We start from the raw sequence: 17873 nt of genomic DNA, 5'->3' as shown, positions 1-17873 counted from the left end.
GGCAATCATCGGTTCCAGCCTGATGGGCACAATATCCGGAAGCGCGGTAGCCAATGTGACGTCAACCGGCGTATTTACTATTCCGTTGATGAGAAAAACCGGTATCAAACCAGAAATGGCTGCCGCATTTGAAGCCATCGCCTCGACCGGAGGTCAGTTAATGCCTCCAATCATGGGAATTGCGGCGTTTGTTATGGCTGAACTCTTGGTTATTCCCTATGGTGACGTCGCGTTAGCCGGTATTTTCCCCGCCCTTGCGTTCTATTTCTCGCTGTTTATCTTTGCCCACCTGTACGCAAAGAAAACCAGTGCCGGAACGCTGACCGATCAGGATCTGAAAGAGGTGGCGCCTATCCTGCCACGCATACATATGCTGCTACCGCCGATAGTCCTGATCGTTGGGTTGGTCATAGGCCTGTCTGCCCAGGTGGCTGTATTATGGGCAACGCTGACCTGCTTATTTGCCCCATTCCTGACAAAGAGAACGCACTATAAGCTGTCTGATCTGCCTAAAATGGTCACCGATTCAGGATATCAGGCAGCCGTGATTGCCGTCCCAATTGCCGCTATCGGTATAGTGATATCCGTTGCGATTCAGTCAAATCTGGCGCTGAAATTCGCATCCGGACTCATATCGGTAGGTGATGGTTCCTATGCGATCTCACTGATCCTGGTCGTGATTGGCTGCATTATTATGGGCATGGGACTGCCGACGGTTGCCGCCTATATTATTGGTGCCATTCTTTATGTTCCGGCATTGAAAACACTGGGCCTGGAGCCAATTCAGGCGCATTTCTTTGTCATGTACTTCTGTGTTTTATCAATGGTAACGCCACCGGTGTCTCTGGCATCATTTGCCGCCGCGGGTGTGGCTAAGACCGATGCGATGAAAACGAGTTTCGTGGCGTTTAAGATGTGTGCCGTGGCCTTTCTGATCCCCTTTGCGTTTGTCAGTGATCAGGCATTACTGTTTCATGGGACGATAACGGAGATCATGATTGCCGGTGTGGGCTTAATATTCTCGACTATCATCTGGGCGATCGGCCTGACCGGGTATCTGAACAAACCGATGAACGTTTTCGAACGCACCATAATGCTAATAGCCGGTGCGACAGCGATGATCTTTTCGACAGGATCACTGCTGTGGATAGCCGCAATTTCTGCCGGGACGGTTTATATCGTTTATCATTGTGTTGCGCATAAGCGAGCCCAGTTTAAAGCCTTAAGTTTATAGCGCGTCTGTTCAAAAAGGGTGGTGTTACGCACCGTGCATCACCCTTTTCTTTTATCATGACTAACGACCCAATAGCTCATTTTTGCAGACAGGAATTTGGGGGGCGTTTCGGGGCTTTTATTAAGATCTCTCATTCAGCTCCCTTGTGGTATCAAACCCGGATTGTTTCCTTCTATAAAATCCAGAACGTTTTCAAATGCGACTTTAAAATAGAGCTCATAACTGCCTTTTTCTACATAACCAAGATGGGGAGAGCAAAGTACATTTGGCAATGACAGCAGTGCTTCACTGGTTTGATTGGCGGGTTCAACCAAAAATACATCTAGTGCAGCACGTTTTGTTTGTTTCTCTTTCATTTCGCTATACAGCGCACCGGGTCCAACTAACTCAGCCCGGCTGGTATTAACAAAGAGTGAGTCTGACTTCATGCAAGCCAGATCAGCTTTGGTTACACAGTGCTTTGTCGCCTCATTTAACCTCAAATGAAGAGATACGATGTCAGCACGACTAAAAAAATCCAGTTTGGTGGAGGCCGCCGCAAAGCCATCTTCTTCGGCCAGTTTTCTGGAAGCCTCACTGCCCCAGACAAGTACAGACATACCAAATACGGTTGCATATTGGGCGATGCGTTTACCAATTTTCCCATACCCCCAAATGCCTATCGTTAAGCCATTTAATGTCCGGCCTAACCCGAGTACTCCTGAATCCTGCCACTGAGAACGTGATAGGTTTGCAACATATTCTGGGATATTGCGCGAAGCCGCCATGATCAGCGCCCAGCATAGTTCAGCTGGCGCGATGGGAGAGCCAACCCCTTCAACGACAGCGACACCATATTGCTGGCACAAGGCTGGATCCAGGTGGTTACTGACTTTACCGGTTTGACTGATAAGCCTGAGATTTGGCAGTTTTGACAACAGCTCTTCGGTGATTTGAGTGCGCTCCCGAATTAACACCAGGGCTTCAAAATCAAACAGTTTCTGAGCTAGCGCTTCAGCATCGGTCCAGGTTTCATTAAACACGTGAACCTCATGTCCATTGAGGATTTTGAAACAATCCAGGGTTTTAACAACATCCTGATAATCATCTAAAACGGCAATTTTCATGAAGCTCTCCTTTTTATCTGACGAAACCGTAGAATCAGGCATCGTGCATAGCACATAACATATAGCACAGCCTTATTGTTCGAGTAAGCGATGGGGGAATGATGATGAAACAGATGTGCATCCCCGGTTACACCAATGCTGAATATTGTCATGTTGTTTTGTTGTAGCAACGTTTGCTGTGTCTCGCTTTGATCTGCATGATCATACCGGGATCACCCACCGAACACAGAGGGGCGTTAACTGAACATAAACAGCTTGATTGCTGCGACTGCAGCCATTCCCCTGATGATCCATTTAAACTGTGTTAACTTTAACGAACGTAACAGCCAGAACCCGATAAAGGCACCGACAGCAACCGCTGGTAAAGCCTTGATACCCGTCAGGGTGGTTTCCATGTTCAGGTACCCTAAGCTTAGCAACATGGGGATTTTTGCCAGATCAATAAGCAAGAAGAAAAATGCACGGGTACTGATGTAGGCCGTTCTTGTGAGCTTCTGCTCCAGCATATAAAGACTCATTAAAGGCCCAGCCGCGCTGGCAGTCATGCTGATGACGCCGGTCACCAGACCCACGCAGGAAGCCATCGCGGGTTTGCGCATAAATGCAGCATCATGATGTTCCAGCCACCAGCTTAAAGACACCATGCCGATAATGATGCTGCCAATAAGCCAGGAAAACACCGAGGCGCTCATATCGGCTAACAGCCAGCTCCCCAGGATCATGCCCAACAGCTGCAGGGGGAGCAAGCGTAACAGCACCCCCCAGTTCACCTGCTTGCTATATAGCGAGATGACGACCAGATCCGTCACAATGTACATCGGCACCATGATTCCCAGTGCTTCAGGGCCGGAGTGCGTGACCATCAGTAGCGGCAGGATCAGCATGCCCATGCCGCCAACTGAAAATTTAGAAAAACCGGTAATTAATCCTGCGCCCAATAAGACGAGAGTGGCACTGTCCAACAATTTGCTCCTTACGCTCTTAAGAAAATGGAGGGGTACTCAATCGTGAAAGAGCGGCTAGAGTAGCGCTAAAGACGAAAACATGATAACTACATATAGTTATCATAATGATAGGTTTTTACGTTCATGAAGAGTGATCAACTGCGAGCCTTTGTCAGCGTGGTAGAGCAGGGTAGCTTTCGCGCGGCGGCCTCTCACCTGTTCAAAACCCAGCCGACTATCAGTGCGGCGGTGAAGGCACTGGAAGCACAGTTTGGGATCAGTTTATTAAGCCGGGATGCCTACAGACCGACCCTGACCGCTGAAGGAAAATCCTTCTATAAGGAGGCAAAACGACTACTGAATCATGTGGCGGAACTGGAATCCCTTGGGCATCAATTGTCCAAAGGTGCGGCACCCCGTCTGTCGATCTCTCTGAGTGCCATGTGTGCCATACCCCCGGGCCTTAACACGATCAAACAATTCTGTGACAGGCATCCGGATTTACAACTGAGTATCAGCACTGAACATCTCTCGGGTATTCTCGAACAACTGCATCTGGATAAGGCTGATGTGGCCATTGGCCCTCATACCGGGCTGGATGAACGCTTTGAATTTGTGGATATCGGAAAGGTATCGATGATTACTGTCGCCACTCCCGCTTGTATTAACGCCTGTCTGTTAAAAGCCAATAGGAGCAACACCTCGGGGGTCATTGCGCAGCAGGTGCTGCGCCATGTTCCGCATATTTTAGTGGCAGACACCGGCTCTCAGTCACCGATCGATAATATCAATATCATCTCCGGTGGACGGCGTTGGTATGTTAAAGATTATCAGGTTAAGAAAGCACTACTGCTGGCTGATATGGGGTGGGCGCGTATTCCTTTACATATGATTGAAGCAGAACTGGCAAGCGGGGCACTTATTCCGTTACAGGTAGAGAATTTTGCTTCGTGCAGCGAGGTGCCTATCTATCTGATCCGGCTGCAGCAACATCCCCTGAGTCAACTGGCCAGCCATTTCTGGGATGAGATGATTGCTAGCAGAGAGCGATAAGTGAGCCTAATCGACCGATTTCATGGCCGCGTCCCACTCATCCAGAATCAGGCGACGCTTCGCCCTATCGGTATGCACCAATAGAGCGAGTCCCAGTGGAATCGGCTGAAACCGACTTTGAGATGAACTGAGCAGGGTATGGGCGGTTTGCAGGCCAGTGACATCATCACGAATGGGAAATAAACTGGCGCTGTCTGACAGCAGTTGCTGCCCTTCAAGCGAGAGCAGATAGTTGAGAAACAGACGCGCGTTCTGTACGTTGTGGGCCTGCCTGGGAATAAACGCACTGCGCATCACCAGCGCCGTGTAATCTTCGGGCATGATGACCTTAATCACGGGGTTTTGCTTGGCTGCGGCGAGCGCATAGGAGCCCATCAGATTGTAAGCGATGACAATTTCACCATTGGCAAGCGCCTTGAGCATCGACGAACTACTCGGAAAACGCCTCGCCTGGTGGGTGCCAAAGGACTCAAGCATTCGCCCGTAGCTACCCGATTGTTGGCGATCATTGGCCCAGGTCAGGTAGCCAACGCCAACCCGCTCGATATCAAATGTGCCTATCCGGCCTTTTACCTGATCGCTCTTGCGCCGGATTAAACTCAGCAATTCTGAGCGGCTACGGGGTAGGTTCTCACCCTTTATAAAGTCACTATTGATGGCAATCACCGCGGGTTCATAGGTAAAACCAAAAATCTCATTACGCCAGTTTGCCCAGCGAGGCAGCCGTTCTGTTTCCAACGAGTGATGAGGCTGAGCATGACCGTCGTTAACCAGCTTAATTTGAAGATCCATCGCGGAACTCAACACCAGATCGGCCCGGCGCGGCTGTTCCTCAAGAAAACGCTGATACAACACCCGGGTATTAAACTCAGAATAGTGAATAGTGATACGGGGGTATTTTTTTTGGAACTGCTGCAACACCGTTGCAATGGCGGGATAATCTGCAGCCCCGTAGATTATTAGTTGGGATTCAGGTTGCTCCGGTGCAGGAAGATCATAGAGTGTTTCTGCCTGCAGCGGAACATTGCAGATCATTAGCCATATTGCCAGTATCGCTTGCCGTATCATTTCACCAGTCTCCCTTCAAAGCAGATCTCCACTATCAGGCCATGCGGCTGGTTGTCTTTCAGCTCTAGTATCGCCTGATGATGTTCAGCGACTTCCCGGGCTATAGAAAGCCCCAGCCCACTACCCGGGCGCTTATTATTCGGGCTACGATAAAATTGTTTGAAAACATGTGACCGCTCATCTTCCGGGATGCCCGGCCCGCTATCGCTCACCTGAAGCACAGCACTGACCTTCCCTTTAGGTGCGGCACTGGCAACCAGGTCCACCTCGACTACCCCTCCGTTTGGGCTGTATTTAATCGCGTTTTCTAAGATATTTTGTATCATCTGCTTTAATGCAAACTCATCACCATCAACACAAATCTCCACCGCACTGAGGTACACAACCTCGACATCGTTGTGCAAAGCGGCCACCGCAACATCACGACAAACCTCTTTAACCAGGCTATCCAGGCGTACTGAATTGAACAGTTCGCTCTGAAACCGGTAGGTCAGTTTTGCCTGATTCAACATCTGTCTGACCGTGCCAGAGAGCAGGTCACTGCACTCGACGACACGTTTTAATTGCTGCTCGCGTAGTTGCGGATCATGCTCTTCCAGGGCATTTTGCGCTTGTGACTTCAGGCCTGCGAGCGGTGTTCTGATCTGGTGGGCCGCCTCGCCGGTAAAGCGCTTCAAACGGTCCAGCGTCGCGGCTAATTGCTCCATAAAATGATTAATCGTCTTTAATAACGGTTCTACCTCTTGCGGTACCTGAAGATCCAGAGGGCTGAGATCCACATGGGAGCGTTCGCTGAGCGCGATATTTAACTGATTCAGCGGCCTTAACAGCATCCAGATACCAAATAAAATCAGCACCAGTGCGAGCACGGAAAAGAACGCGACAAACTGCAATACGCGCCAGCTAATATCTGCCGATAATGCATTGCTGGCCCTCCGCGTCTGACCAATCTGTATCTGTACTTCCAGCGTAATACCCACATCATTCAGTACCCGCTTCACAACAACAAAGCGTACCGGTTCATTACTGTAATCAGCATCAAAGAACTGTGGGGATAGCTCGTTCCGTCCATCCAACCGCATGATTTTCCCAGAGTTCGGGTTGAGTTGAGGGAGTCCCTGGTAGCCTGTAATATGGTCGCCATCAGCAGTAGTGATCGCGTAAAAGACCCGGTCATCAGGTGCCAGCGACAGGGTTTCGAAGGCTGCCTGCGGCAAATCAGCGATCACCTCTCCATCCTGAATGCCAATGCTTTCTGCCACCTGCAGCGCCGCCCCCGCCATCAACCTGTCATAAGAGAGTCTGGCTGCTCTGTTGCCATACATATGAGCCGACCAGTAACTCAGCGCTGCCAGTATGAGCAGTAAACAGACGGTCATCACGGTTAGCTGACTGCGAATAGACTGGGAGGGATAGTTAACCATTTTCCCGATCCAGCAGATATCCCAGGCCGCGCAGCGTCCGAATATCGACGGAGCTATGCTGTAGTTTTTTGCGCAGGCGCGCTACATAGGTTTCAATCGCGTTGGGGCTGGGAGATTCGTCGAAACCGTAGAGATGATCCAGTAACTCTTCTTTACTTAATACACGCCCGGTGTGACTGAGAAAAACCTCCAGCAAACGAAATTCCCGCTGCTTCATCTCAATCAGCTCAGCGTCAATTTTCACAGTACAGGCACGGCGATCCAGCTCAAGATTGCCATAGTTAATGGTGTCCAGAGATTGTCCCTGATGGCGTCGAAGTATCGCTCTGCAGCGCGCCTCAAGCTCACCAAAGTCAAAAGGTTTCGCCAGATAATCATCTGCACCGAGATCCAGCAACTGGATCCGGTCTTCTATCTGGTCACGAGCGGTGAGGATGAGTACGGGGGTTTTTGTATGGCGACTACGTAGCTTTTCCAGTACCTGATCACCGTTCAGTCCAGGCAGGTTGAGATCCAGAATAACCAGGTCATAAGACTGATGTTTAAGAATTTCATTGGCTTTCGTGCCTGTTGTAACCAGGTCAGCACCATGGCCCTGCTTAGTCGCCCGCTGGCTAATGGCCTCACCAAGAATCTCATCGTCTTCAACTATTAGAATTCGCATAATTTTTTGCCACAGAAATACTTCACAAACAGCAGTTTGCGATCTTTTTATTAGTATGTTGATTTCATCCTATCAGTCTAGCCCACGAAAAATGAAGGAATAATTTTTAATTCTGCCACTCTCATTATTCATATCACTTCACTCAGTCATCGTGACAGGTTGGTGACAGCTTGACGCTCTAATATGTACCCAGATGTATTCATATGTATGCAATTTGGAGCGGGCTAAATAATGATCCAGCAAGCCAAAATCTATGATCTGGTCGTCATCGGCGGTGGAAACGCCGCATTATGCGCTGCCATTACTGCGGCAGAACATGGCAGTAAGGTCTTAATATTAGAGGGAGCCCCCAAACCCTATCGTGGTGGAAACTCTCGTCATACGCGTAATTTTCGTTGTATGCACGAGAAACCGTTAGCTGTATTGACGGACAGCTATACAGAAGAGGAGTACTTTGAAGACCTTCTTAAAGTGACCAAAGGGAAGACCGACGAAAAGCTGGCCAGAGTGGCTATCCGTGGTACTGAAGAGAGTTATGCCTGGATGCAGGCGCATGGCGTACGTTTTCAGCCTTCACTCTCTGGCACCTTGTCCCTTTCCCGCACCAATGCTTTTTTCATGGGCGGTGGTAAAGCGCTGGTCAACGCCTATTATCGCACTGCTGCTAAATTGGGGATTGAGGTCATGTACGAAGCTCAGGTGACTCACCTTGAGCGCAGTGGCAACCGTATTGAGGCCGTAGAGTTCACCCACCAGGAGCAGTCTCATCGCTTAACACCTAAGGCGATTATCGTCGCATCCGGCGGTTTTCAGGCCGACCTCGACTGGTTAGCCAGTGCCTGGGGGCCGGCGGCGAAAAACTTTCTGATTCGCGGAACGCCATACAATAAAGGTGTCGTGTTACGTGATTTGTTGGATCAGGGCGCGGAGTCTGTTGGTGATCCAACCCAGTGCCATGCCGTTGCTATCGATGGCCGTGCGCCAAAGTTTGATGGCGGCATCGTTACCCGGCTGGACTGTGTGCCCTTTTCGGTGGTCGTTAATAATGCGGCTCAGCGCTTTTATGATGAAGGCGAGGATGTGTGGCCAAAGCGGTATGCCATTTGGGGCCGGTTAGTCGCAGCCCAGCCTGAACAGGTTGGCTATGTCATCATCGATGCAAAGTCGCTGGAGCTGTTTATGCCGTCGGTATTCCCGCCGATCAAGGCTGACAGTATTGAAGAGCTGGCTGAAAAGCTTACCTTACCCCCTGAGGCATTACAGAACACCATTGAGGAGTTCAATGCCGCGTGTCGCCCGGGTAAGTTCCACCCAACAGAACTTGATGGTCTTGCCACTGATGGTATCTCACCGGCTAAAACTAACTGGGCCAGACCGATTGATACCCCACCATATTACGGTTACAGCCTGCGTACAGGCGTAACTTTCACTTACTTAGGCTTAAAGGTGGATGAAACCGCCCAGGTGCAGAGCGCCGAAGGCCCCATCGAAAACCTGTGGGCTGCTGGAGAGACTATGGCTGGTTCAATACTGGGTCAGGGTTATCTGGCGGGCTTTGGCATGACTATCGGTACCGTTTTTGGTCGTATTGCCGGAAAGGAGGCAGCAAACTATGCAAAGCATTAATGTCGTCAATATCGACCCAAACGAAGCGGTACACACCACTGACGCTTCACTGAGTGAAGCCCGGCGACAACTGGAAGTCTGTAACGCCTGTCGTTACTGTGAGAGTTTCTGCTCGGTCTTTCCTGCCGTGAATCGCGAGCGGACCTTCTCAGAGGCGACGATTACCCAGCTGGCTAATCTCTGCCACAACTGCCGGGGTTGCCACTACGCATGCCAGTACACGGCACCGCATGAGTTTGGTATTAACATACCTAAAGTGCTGGCCGAAGTTCGTCAGAACAGCTGGCAAGACAATGCTATGCCTGGATTCATGGCCAGAGCATTTCACCGTAGTGGTGCGGCTCTCGCTGTTGCCGTTGTTATTGGGTTTGCGTTGTTGCTATGGCTGATCAATCAGCTGCCTCAAAGTATGAACGCAAACACCGGTGAAGGCTTTTATAGCCAGCTTTCTCATAACGCCATGATTGCCATTTTTATCCCTGCTTTCTTACTTCCGGTGTTGGCCATTGCCATCAGCGTGCGGCGCTACTGGCGCAGCGTGGGCGGCACTCAGTTGCAGCTGAGTCATATCAAAGCGGCATTAGCGAGTGCTGCGAAGATGCGTAACCTTGCCGGTGGCAGCGGGGAGGGGTGTAATTTCGAAGATGAAGACCGCTTCTCCAATGCCCGTCGCTGGTATCATCAGGCAACCATGATTGGCTTTTTGCTCTGCTTCGCTGCAACCTCTGTAGGCACGCTGATGCACTACCTGTTTGATATGCAGGCACCGTACACTCTCTTCTCTCTCCCTAAAATGCTAGGCGTTTCGGGTGGTGTACTGCTCAGTATCGGAACACTGGGACTGGGCGTCTTAAAGTTGCAAGCCGACCGGGACTTGGCTGATCGCCGTGTCTGGGGTGGCGAGATGGGCTTTATCATTTTGCTATTTTTGGTCAGCACTTCAGGATTAGCGCTTTATGTTTGGGCTGCCAGCGCCTGGCTACCCGAACTGTTAGCCCTTCACCTTGGCTCAGTATTAGCGTTTTTTGTGTTAATGCCGTTCTCTAAAATGGTGCATGGATTCTATCGGCTAGCGGCGCTGTTACGTGAACAGCAATTGCAGTAAGAGTCGCGATCCCGTTGACCATTGAGCCACAGGGGGTTTCTAAGAAACCCCTGTGGCATTTAACGCTCTCTTTTCAATTTGATTCTGAGGTTCTTCATGGCTCCACAGTCCTCAAAAAATCCGCAATCATCCCGGGCTGAACATGCCTATCAGCAACTTCTGAATGCGATTGTCAGTGGTGAACTAAAGCCTGGCAGCCGGATACGCGAAGTAGAACTGGCTGAATGGCTGAAAATTAGTCGCACACCGGTACGTGAGGCGGTTCGGCGACTGGAGTCTGAAGGGCTCATCTGTCTTGTCGGCCATAAAGGGATGGCCGTCGCTGAGTTAGATTACCAGGCGGTAATAGAGCTCTATCAGATGCGGGAAGTGCTGGAAGCCGCTGCAGCCAGCCTTGCCGCTAAACACGCCTCTGAACCCGAGATTTACAGTCTCCGGGAGATCTTTAATCAGGAGAAACAGCAGTGCGGCAATGTCGCGATACAAGCGGAAATCAACCGGGCGTTTCATAACGCGATCTACCATGCAGCGCATAACCGTTATCTACTGAAATCCCTGAATAGTCTGCGTGATGCGATGGCTCTCCTTGGCTCAACGACTTATACACTGCCGTCGCGCAGCGAAACGGCCCTGGCCGAACATCAGCGAATTCTTGAAGCGATAGAGAAGGGCGATTCTGTCGCTGCCGAACAAGCCGCCCGCGACCATATTCGCCAGGCGCAGCAGGCCAGAATCCGCATCCTGACCGGCGAGCTATCCAATCAACCAACAGCCTGAGCGCAACACTTAATCCCTGTTCTCAACGCCCCATCCCGACAACCGTAGAAGGTTGTGACAGGTTGATGACAGGTTGGTCAGTTATGGTGCATGAGCCAACTGGGATAAGCGCTCAAAATGAGTGTTTATCCCGGCAGGCTTATCTATTAACGGTTAAGACCACTCGCCTTTAAGGGAAGTAGATTCATGAAAATAACAACAACAAAATTACTCACTGTCGCCGTCGCATCCGCTATATTCAGCGGACAAACGCTCGCCGCCGATAAAAATGACAACAGCTATAAACTGAAAACCAAAACCCGGTTAGTCTATTTTGACCGGGAGTATGAAAATCCAGCGAATGATCGAACCCAGTCAGCGCTTGCCATTACTGCAGACTGGAGCACCCCTCAATATGGAGGATGGTTTGGTGTCGGCATCTCTCCCTATTTTGTCCAGGAAATTAATTCAGACGGAAAAATTACCGAAGACGTACTGACCGTTAAAGATGGTGAGGCGCAAGGTTACGCTTTGATAGGGCAGGCATTTATAAATCTGACCCCGATTGAAGGTTTCAGCACTAAAATTGGTCGTCAGACTCATAAGTCTATGTTTCTGAGTAGCTCTGGTAGTCGCGCAGTCCCTAACAGTTTTCAGGGCATCAGCGCCAAGTATATCCCCGTAAAAGGGCTGAACCTGTATGGCGCTGTGTACAATAAGTGGTCACCGCGTGCCAACAATGATTTCATCGGATTTAAAACTGACAAATCAGGCGAAGGTGATCTCAAGTATGTGTCCTTGATGGGGATTCAATACAAGAAAGATGATTTCACCGTCGACGCGGAATACCTCAATGCTAAGGATTACATCAGTAAGCTTGGCTTACGGGGTAGTTATGTCACCCGGTTTGAAGATTCCAGCCTGAAGTTCACCGCCGGTGTATTCAGTTCATCGGATAATGGTGATCTGTTCGTTACCGCTTCAGAAAGCGGCGATCTCGACGATGAAGATGTTGCAGGCAGTATTGCAGGGGTTACTAAAAGCAGTAACGATGGCCTGGGGGCCTTCCTTGAAGCGAAATGGAGCAAAGGCAATACGCAACTGACTGCCGCCGTATCGAAAACCGATGATATCTGGATAGAAGACAACTTTGCGGGCGATCACGGCACTAACCCCTTTCCTACCCGGTCTCGTATTGGGCCTGATATGACCAATGCGAATGAAACCGTCTTGAAACTGGAAGTGAAATACGACTGGAAAGATTACGCTCCAGGCCTGGTGACCAGTATTGCTGCAGCAAAAGGCTGGGATGCAGAAAACTCCGCCAACCCTTCGTTAGGTTCAGCTGATGAATACTGGAAAGAACTCGCGGTCAGCTACAACGTTCCGGCAATAAAAGGGTTGAAGTTCACCGGCGTTATTCACGACTACAACTCCGATAAAGTTGGTCGGGTGGATGGTGTTAAAGCCGACGAAACCGATGTCCGTCTGTATCTGGATTATACCTACGCCTTCAATCTTTAATTGATACCTGAAAAAGCAGTCGTACTCAGCGGCTGCTTTTTAATACCCGCCTTTCCCACTTCTCAACTACCCGCTCTGACTGCGTTTTTTTAACCACCGCACTATTTTAGCCGCCACGCCAGCGATGACAGGTTGCTGACAGCTTGGCTCGTTAAAGTTGCCATCTTAATACCACACTTTCACGCCTGAAACGCTCCTGATTACTGATTTATCCAGTGTTAAGAGATGCCACTTCAGAGAAAGAGAAGACCGATGCTGACACAAAAAATAATAAAAAGATCCATTCATCCAGGTTTGAAATTAGTTATCGATAACTCAATACCCGCATCAGGCGCATGTGAATCGTCTGAAGTATGCGCAGCCCCTGATTGTCAGGACGATATTGAGACCGTTGCAGTGCTTAGCAATAACTAATTTTTATCGCTCAAAAACTAATAACAAATTCCGCAGCAGGCCTGCAACCGACCATAAGAGGAGTCCAATCATGGCAGCACAAACAGCCATTCCCTGTACGATGATGCGAGGTGGAACATCACGGGGTCCATACTTCTTAGCCAATGACCTTCCGCGTGACCCAGTATTACGTGACGAAGTACTCCTTGCCGCGATGGGGTCGGGTAACGCCCAACAAATTGACGGTATTGGTGGCGGCACCACCCTCTCCAGTAAAGTAGCTATCGTCTCGGTATCCAGGCACCCCGATGCAGATGTTGACTACCTGTTTGCGCAGGTCTCCGTCACTGAACGAATCGTAGATTGCTCACCTTCCTGTGGCAACATGCTGGCGGGTGTTGCACCTTTCGCTATTGAGTCAGGGCTGGTTACAGCAGAAGAGGGCGAAACCCTGGTTCGTGTGCACAATATCAATACTGATTCATTTATCGAAGTCGTCGTACAAACGCCAAATGGCAAGGTTGAGTATGACGGGGACACCAGTATAAACGGTGTTGAAGGCACGGCAGCGCCCGTGGTGCTTAACTTTCTTGATGTTGCTGGGACAAAAACGGGACATCTGCTCCCAACCGGTAATTTACGGGATGTTTTTGATGGCGTTGAGGTCAGCTGCGTCGATGCCGCAACGCCCATGGTGCTTATTCCTGCCCGCTCGCTTGGCAAAAGTGGTTGGGAAAGCAAGGCCGAGTTAGATAGTGATCGCGAACTGCTGGCCCGTATCGAATCTATCCGGCGACAAGCTTCTTTAAAGATGGGGCTGGGTGATGCCACAGGTAAAGTCCTGCCTAAAGTGTCATTAATGGCACCGCCTCAGCATGGCGGCACCATCAGTTCTCGCTACTTTGTCCCCACAGATTGTCACGCCGCTCATGCGGTCACAGGCGCTATCTGTGTTAGTACGGCAGCGATGCTGCCCGGAACCATCGCCTACGACTTAGCTGATCGTCCCGTTGGTGAACCTGTTCTGATCGGTGTAGAGCACCCCAGTGGGAGAATCGATATTGTGCTTGACCTGGCTGAAACTGATAAAGGTTTGCAGGTTAATCGGGCCGGGCTTATCCGCACTGCCCGGAAACTTTTCCGGGGGGAACTGTATATCCCCAGCCGCATCTGGTCTTACGCACAAGCGAAAGCATCCTGAAGAAAACACTTAACATCAAAATAAATAAAGCATGACAGGTTGCTGACAGTTTTGAGCGGTAACTTGAAGTAGAAACAATGGGAAGACCAAAATCAAAATATTCTAAGGTCATCTCTATTCTAATTATAAAAAGTATTACTGGAGTCCTGAATGAACACTGTGAGAAATAATAAGCGAAGTGCAGGTAAACTAATCAAATCCCTGGCTGCCAGCGCAGCCTGCATCGCTAGTCTGATGGCAGCTAACCCCGCACAGGCGGTCGATTTTGATGGCGAACGCGTAGAGTGGGTTGTGCCATTTAAAGAAGGGGGTGGCTCAGATACCTGGGCGCGTTTTTTTGCCCCACTGATCTCTGAAAATCTACCGGGAAAACCCGCTATCGTGGTGAAAAATATTCCCGGAGGTGGCTCAACCAAAGGTGCTAATCAGTTTCAGCGCAATGCCAAACATAACGGTTTAAATATTATTGGCACTTCGGGCTCTACTCAGTTTCCGTATCTGCTAGGTGATACGCGTGTCAACTATGACTACAAGGACTGGACCCCGGTACTGGCATCACCGACGGGTGGGGTGTTTTATGTCAGCCCTGAACTCGGTATCAAGTCGGCTGCAGAGCTGACCTCACTTCGCGGCAAAGAGCTTAAATACGCCAGCCAGGGGGCAACCTCCCTCGACTTAGTGCCATTGTTAGCGATGGATATTCTGGGCGTTGATGTACAGGCTATTTTTGGCATGAAAGGCCGTGGTGCGGGTCGTCTGGCTTTCGAGCGTGGCGAAGTTAACGTTGATTACCAAACATCTTCAGCTTACCTGAAAAAGGTTGTACCGCTGATCGACGAAGGTAAAGTCGTGCCTATCATGTCCTGGGGCGTTTTGGATGATGATGGCAACCTGCAACGCGATCCAAACTTCCCGGATCTGCCTCACTTTGCTGAAGTCTATGAGATGATCCATGGCAAAAAGCCAGAAGGAACTGCATTTAAAGTGTGGAAAGCGTTCTTCGCGGCAGGTTTTGCAGCACAAAAAGGTATTTTCTTACCTAAAGGAACCCCGCAAGAGGTGATTGATGCCTGGGGCGACGCAGTAGAAAAAACCGTTAAGGCAGATGACTTCAAAAGTCGCTCAGAGTTGGTTCTTGGTGACTACCCTCAGGCTGTAAAAGGTAAAGCAGTTAAAGCATTTAATGCTGCTCTTGATATCTCAGATGCCGACCGGAAGTGGGTTCGTGACTGGCTGACCAGCCGATACAACGTGCAATTATAAGCCCGTTGTTGCCTTTATCACGTTAACCCATCGGGTAAACACTATTCCTGTTAATTATCCCTGACACGGGCTCATCCAAGCCCGTTGTTCACTTTTTATGAGGTAAGGAGCCATGTTAGACGCATTCCTAACCGCCCTACAGACTGTCATGACTGGTACTCATCTGCTTTATCTGGCGGGTGGTGTATTACTGGGACTTGCTATCGGCATTTTTCCGGGTCTTGGCGGTATCGCCGGGCTTTCTTTATTACTCCCTTTTCTATACGGAATGGAGCCGACCACCGCACTGGCGATGCTGATAGGTTTAGTTGCCGTTATCCCAACGTCCGATACCTTTACGTCGGTGTTGATGGGGATTCCAGGGTCCAGTGGCTCACAAGCCACCGTGTTAGATGGGTTCCCCATGGCTAAACGAGGGGAGGCCGCTCGGGCACTCTCGGCGGCGTTTGCCTCCTCTTTATTTGGTGGTCTGTTCGGTGCTGTCGTACTGACCGGATTCGTCCTGATCGCCCGTCCGGTAATCTTAGCTTTCGGGTCGGCAGAGCTCTTTATGCTGACTTTGCTTGGGTTAAGCATGGTCGGTGTATTAGGCGGTAATAGTCTGGTAAAGGGCCTGAGCGCTTGTGGTGTGGGTCTGCTGCTGGGTAGCGTTGGTGGTGCTCCTGCCACGGGTGAATACCGTATGACCTTCGGAAACTTCTATCTTATGGATGGTATTCCGCTGGTTGTTGTCGGCCTGGGTATCTTTGCACTCCCGGAGATTATTGATCTGTTGCGCCAGAACAGTGCTATTTCAGAAGCGGCGGAGCTGGGTCATGGATGGGTTACCGGTATCAAAGACCTGATTAAAAACCGCTGGCTGGCCCTTCGTTGTGCCATTATTGGCTGTATCGTGGGTGCTCTGCCGGGTCTCGGTGGGAGTGTGGTGGACTGGATCGCCTATGGCCATGCAGTACAAACGACAAAAGATAAAGATAATTTTGGTAATGGCGATGTACGTGGTGTCATCGCACCTGAATCCTCTAATAATGCTAAAGAGGGTGGTGCGCTCATTCCGACACTTCTGTTTGGCATTCCCGGCTCTGGCAGCATGGCGGTATTTCTGGGCGGTATGGTCCTGATTGGTATCGAGCCAGGGCCATCTATGGTGACATCTAACCTGGATATAACCTATACCATCGTCTGGTCATTAGCGATCGCCAATGTCGTGGGGGCGGGCGCCTGTTTGTTTTTATCAAAATGGGTCGCAAAATTAACGACGATTCCCTATGCGTTGATGGCGCCATTCATGATTACCGTGATCTGTTTCGCTGCTTTCCAGGCAACCCGTGATCTGAGTGATCTGGTGGCGCTATTGGGCATTGGTGTTTTAGGTGTGTTAATGAAACGCTTTGACTGGCCACGCCCTGCTTTTCTGATCGGCTTTGTACTGGCCAGCGGAATGGAAACATACTTATATCAGGCACTGCAGTTTGATGGCCTGGGATTCCTGTTGAAACCAGGTGTATTGATCATCGGTGCAATCACCGCCATCTCTATCTACTTCGCTGCACGTCATGCATCAAACAGTGGTAAAGATGATTCCAGCACTGAATCCAGTACGAAGGCAAAAACGCTGCGTCCAACGAACTTAGGACCGCAAAAGCTATTTGCCGGTGCTATCTTCCTGACATTTGCTTATGGCCTCTATGATGCATTCCAGCAATCGCTGCTGGGAGGCGTCTTTACCGGCGGAGTCTGTGGCTTAATGCTCATTCTTAGCGGTATCGTATTATACAAGCTTGTAACCAATCAGGTTGACGATACTGTTAACTTCGATAACGAAGTCGCTGCCGGTTATCAGGGGGATCAGAGCATCGCCAGCCTGCTGCACTATGTCTACTGGATAGCCGGACTGATTGTCGGCTGCTATTTTGTTGGCTTCCTGATATCCATTGCCGCTTTCTTTGTTGCATTCCTGTTAGTTAAAGCACGCGCATCGGTGCTCCGTACGTTCGTGCTCTGCAGCTCAGCTGTTGTATTTATGGCAACACTGGCGCATGTGATGGTTCTTGATCTTCCAAGTGGTCTGTTGCAGGAAACTGTAAATATGCCCTGGCCTCTGAACTGATCAATTAGGTATATAAGGAGAAGAATTATGCTATCAGTAAAATCTATACTGATGCCGCTTTCCAGCAGTGGAGAGGTGCAGGAAAGACTGCTGGGTGCATTATCAGTCACAGCCTTCTTCGGTGCTCACCTGGAAGTATTGCATGCGCAAGTCAGCCCGCGACAATTTATTCCCGTCGATGCGGTGGCCCGGTCAATGCCCCAGAAACTCTTAAATGAGTTAGAAGCGATAGCTGACAAATATTCCAATACTGAGTCGAGCGAACTTAAAGCGATGTTCATTCAGCTTTGTGAACAACGCGATATTATTCACAGCGATGACTCAGTCACAGATAAATCAAGCGCCTACTGGCGTGATATCTACGGCTTGCGCAGCGAACTTGTCGGAGAGTGGGGTAAGGTG

The 17873-nt window shown here is 50.0% G+C and carries 14 protein-coding genes and 1 pseudogene; 10 read left to right on the top strand and 5 right to left on the bottom strand.

Going from position 1 to position 17873, the window contains the following annotated elements; genetic code table 11:
• A partial coding sequence (locus ACQY8X_RS18300) for a TRAP transporter permease (RefSeq protein WP_428036572.1) occupies positions 1–1234 on the top strand: 1234 nt, incomplete at its 5' end.
• A 134-nt stretch (positions 1235–1368) separates the two neighbouring features.
• Here ACQY8X_RS18300 and ACQY8X_RS18295 read toward each other — a convergent pair.
• Together ACQY8X_RS18295 and ACQY8X_RS18290 are read right to left on the bottom strand one after the other, a co-directional pair.
• A complete protein-coding gene (locus tag ACQY8X_RS18295; RefSeq protein WP_428036571.1) occupies positions 1369–2340 on the bottom strand; it encodes a D-2-hydroxyacid dehydrogenase family protein in 972 nt (323 codons plus the stop codon).
• A gap of 236 nt (positions 2341–2576) precedes the next feature.
• Positions 2577–3302 carry a sulfite exporter TauE/SafE family protein gene (locus tag ACQY8X_RS18290; RefSeq protein WP_428036570.1) on the bottom strand — a complete coding sequence of 242 codons (726 nt, stop codon included), beginning with the start codon at positions 3300–3302 and terminating at the stop codon, positions 2577–2579.
• 126 nt (positions 3303–3428) lie between these two features.
• On the opposite strand from ACQY8X_RS18290, the gene ACQY8X_RS18285 reads away from it, so the two are divergent.
• Positions 3429–4337, top strand: a complete 909-nt coding sequence (locus ACQY8X_RS18285) for a LysR family transcriptional regulator (RefSeq protein ID WP_428036569.1) — start codon at positions 3429–3431, stop codon at positions 4335–4337.
• A 6-nt stretch (positions 4338–4343) separates the two neighbouring features.
• Here ACQY8X_RS18285 and ACQY8X_RS18280 read toward each other — a convergent pair whose 3' ends face one another.
• The 3 genes from ACQY8X_RS18280 to ACQY8X_RS18270 are packed head-to-tail and all read right to left on the bottom strand — an operon-like array spanning position 4344 to position 7493.
• Positions 4344–5405, bottom strand: coding sequence for an ABC transporter substrate-binding protein (locus tag ACQY8X_RS18280; protein ID WP_428036568.1), 1062 nt, complete (start codon positions 5403–5405; stop codon positions 4344–4346).
• A complete protein-coding gene (locus ACQY8X_RS18275; protein ID WP_428036567.1) occupies positions 5402–6829 on the bottom strand; it encodes a sensor histidine kinase in 1428 nt (475 codons plus the stop codon). Before ACQY8X_RS18275 ends, ACQY8X_RS18280 begins: the two co-directional genes overlap by 4 nt.
• Positions 6822–7493, bottom strand: a complete 672-nt coding sequence (locus tag ACQY8X_RS18270) for a response regulator transcription factor (RefSeq protein ID WP_428036566.1) — start codon at positions 7491–7493, stop codon at positions 6822–6824. The genes ACQY8X_RS18275 and ACQY8X_RS18270 overlap by 8 nt, the downstream gene beginning before the upstream one ends.
• Before the next feature lie 231 nt (positions 7494–7724).
• Here ACQY8X_RS18270 and tcuA point away from each other — a divergent pair, with 231 nt between their 5' ends.
• The 8 genes and pseudogenes from tcuA to ACQY8X_RS18230 form a co-directional block, all read left to right on the top strand.
• Positions 7725–9119, top strand: a complete 1395-nt coding sequence (gene tcuA / locus ACQY8X_RS18265; protein WP_428036565.1) for an FAD-dependent tricarballylate dehydrogenase TcuA — start codon at positions 7725–7727, stop codon at positions 9117–9119.
• Positions 9106–10224 (top strand): tricarballylate utilization 4Fe-4S protein TcuB, encoded by a 1119-nt coding sequence (gene tcuB / locus ACQY8X_RS18260; protein WP_428036564.1) that lies wholly within the window; start codon positions 9106–9108, stop codon positions 10222–10224. The genes tcuA and tcuB overlap by 14 nt, the downstream gene beginning before the upstream one ends.
• 96 nt (positions 10225–10320) lie before the next feature.
• On the top strand, positions 10321–11001 hold the full coding sequence (locus tag ACQY8X_RS18255) for a GntR family transcriptional regulator (RefSeq protein ID WP_428036563.1): 681 nt from the start codon (positions 10321–10323) through the stop codon (positions 10999–11001).
• A 186-nt stretch (positions 11002–11187) separates the two neighbouring features.
• Positions 11188–12504 (top strand): OprD family outer membrane porin, encoded by a 1317-nt coding sequence (locus ACQY8X_RS18250; protein WP_428036562.1) that lies wholly within the window; start codon positions 11188–11190, stop codon positions 12502–12504.
• 484 nt (positions 12505–12988) lie between these two features.
• Positions 12989–14098 (top strand): 4-oxalomesaconate tautomerase, encoded by a 1110-nt coding sequence (locus ACQY8X_RS18245; protein ID WP_428036561.1) that lies wholly within the window; start codon positions 12989–12991, stop codon positions 14096–14098.
• Between the two features lie 150 nt (positions 14099–14248).
• On the top strand, positions 14249–15361 hold the full coding sequence (locus ACQY8X_RS18240) for a Bug family tripartite tricarboxylate transporter substrate binding protein (protein WP_428036560.1): 1113 nt from the start codon (positions 14249–14251) through the stop codon (positions 15359–15361).
• A gap of 112 nt (positions 15362–15473) precedes the next feature.
• A complete protein-coding gene (locus ACQY8X_RS18235) occupies positions 15474–17471 on the top strand; it encodes a tripartite tricarboxylate transporter permease (RefSeq protein ID WP_428036559.1) in 1998 nt (665 codons plus the stop codon).
• A gap of 27 nt (positions 17472–17498) precedes the next feature.
• Positions 17499–17873 (top strand): annotated as a pseudogene (locus tag ACQY8X_RS18230) (universal stress protein); the annotation flags it as partial.

This window comes from Amphritea sp., assembly GCF_050300915.1.
Lineage (GTDB): Bacteria > Pseudomonadota > Gammaproteobacteria > Pseudomonadales > Balneatricaceae > Amphritea.
The sequence above is the reverse complement of the archived record's forward strand: the minus strand, read 5'-3'. Positions and strand labels throughout refer to the sequence as shown.

What these genes read in the sequence shown, in the direction of transcription:
- ACQY8X_RS18295 (WP_428036571.1), bottom strand. Translation starts at nt 2,340, where the DNA reads ATGAAAATTGCCGTTTTAGATGATTATCAGGATGTTGTTAAAACCCTG.
- ACQY8X_RS18285 (WP_428036569.1), top strand. Translation starts at nt 3,429, where the DNA reads ATGAAGAGTGATCAACTGCGAGCCTTTGTCAGCGTGGTAGAGCAGGGT.
- ACQY8X_RS18280 (WP_428036568.1), bottom strand. Translation starts at nt 5,405, where the DNA reads ATGATACGGCAAGCGATACTGGCAATATGGCTAATGATCTGCAATGTT.
- ACQY8X_RS18275 (WP_428036567.1), bottom strand. Translation starts at nt 6,829, where the DNA reads ATGGTTAACTATCCCTCCCAGTCTATTCGCAGTCAGCTAACCGTGATG.
- ACQY8X_RS18270 (WP_428036566.1), bottom strand. Translation starts at nt 7,493, where the DNA reads ATGCGAATTCTAATAGTTGAAGACGATGAGATTCTTGGTGAGGCCATT.
- tcuA (WP_428036565.1), top strand. Translation starts at nt 7,725, where the DNA reads ATGATCCAGCAAGCCAAAATCTATGATCTGGTCGTCATCGGCGGTGGA.
- tcuB (WP_428036564.1), top strand. Translation starts at nt 9,106, where the DNA reads ATGCAAAGCATTAATGTCGTCAATATCGACCCAAACGAAGCGGTACAC.
- ACQY8X_RS18255 (WP_428036563.1), top strand. Translation starts at nt 10,321, where the DNA reads ATGGCTCCACAGTCCTCAAAAAATCCGCAATCATCCCGGGCTGAACAT.
- ACQY8X_RS18250 (WP_428036562.1), top strand. Translation starts at nt 11,188, where the DNA reads ATGAAAATAACAACAACAAAATTACTCACTGTCGCCGTCGCATCCGCT.
- ACQY8X_RS18245 (WP_428036561.1), top strand. Translation starts at nt 12,989, where the DNA reads ATGGCAGCACAAACAGCCATTCCCTGTACGATGATGCGAGGTGGAACA.
- ACQY8X_RS18240 (WP_428036560.1), top strand. Translation starts at nt 14,249, where the DNA reads ATGAACACTGTGAGAAATAATAAGCGAAGTGCAGGTAAACTAATCAAA.
- ACQY8X_RS18235 (WP_428036559.1), top strand. Translation starts at nt 15,474, where the DNA reads ATGTTAGACGCATTCCTAACCGCCCTACAGACTGTCATGACTGGTACT.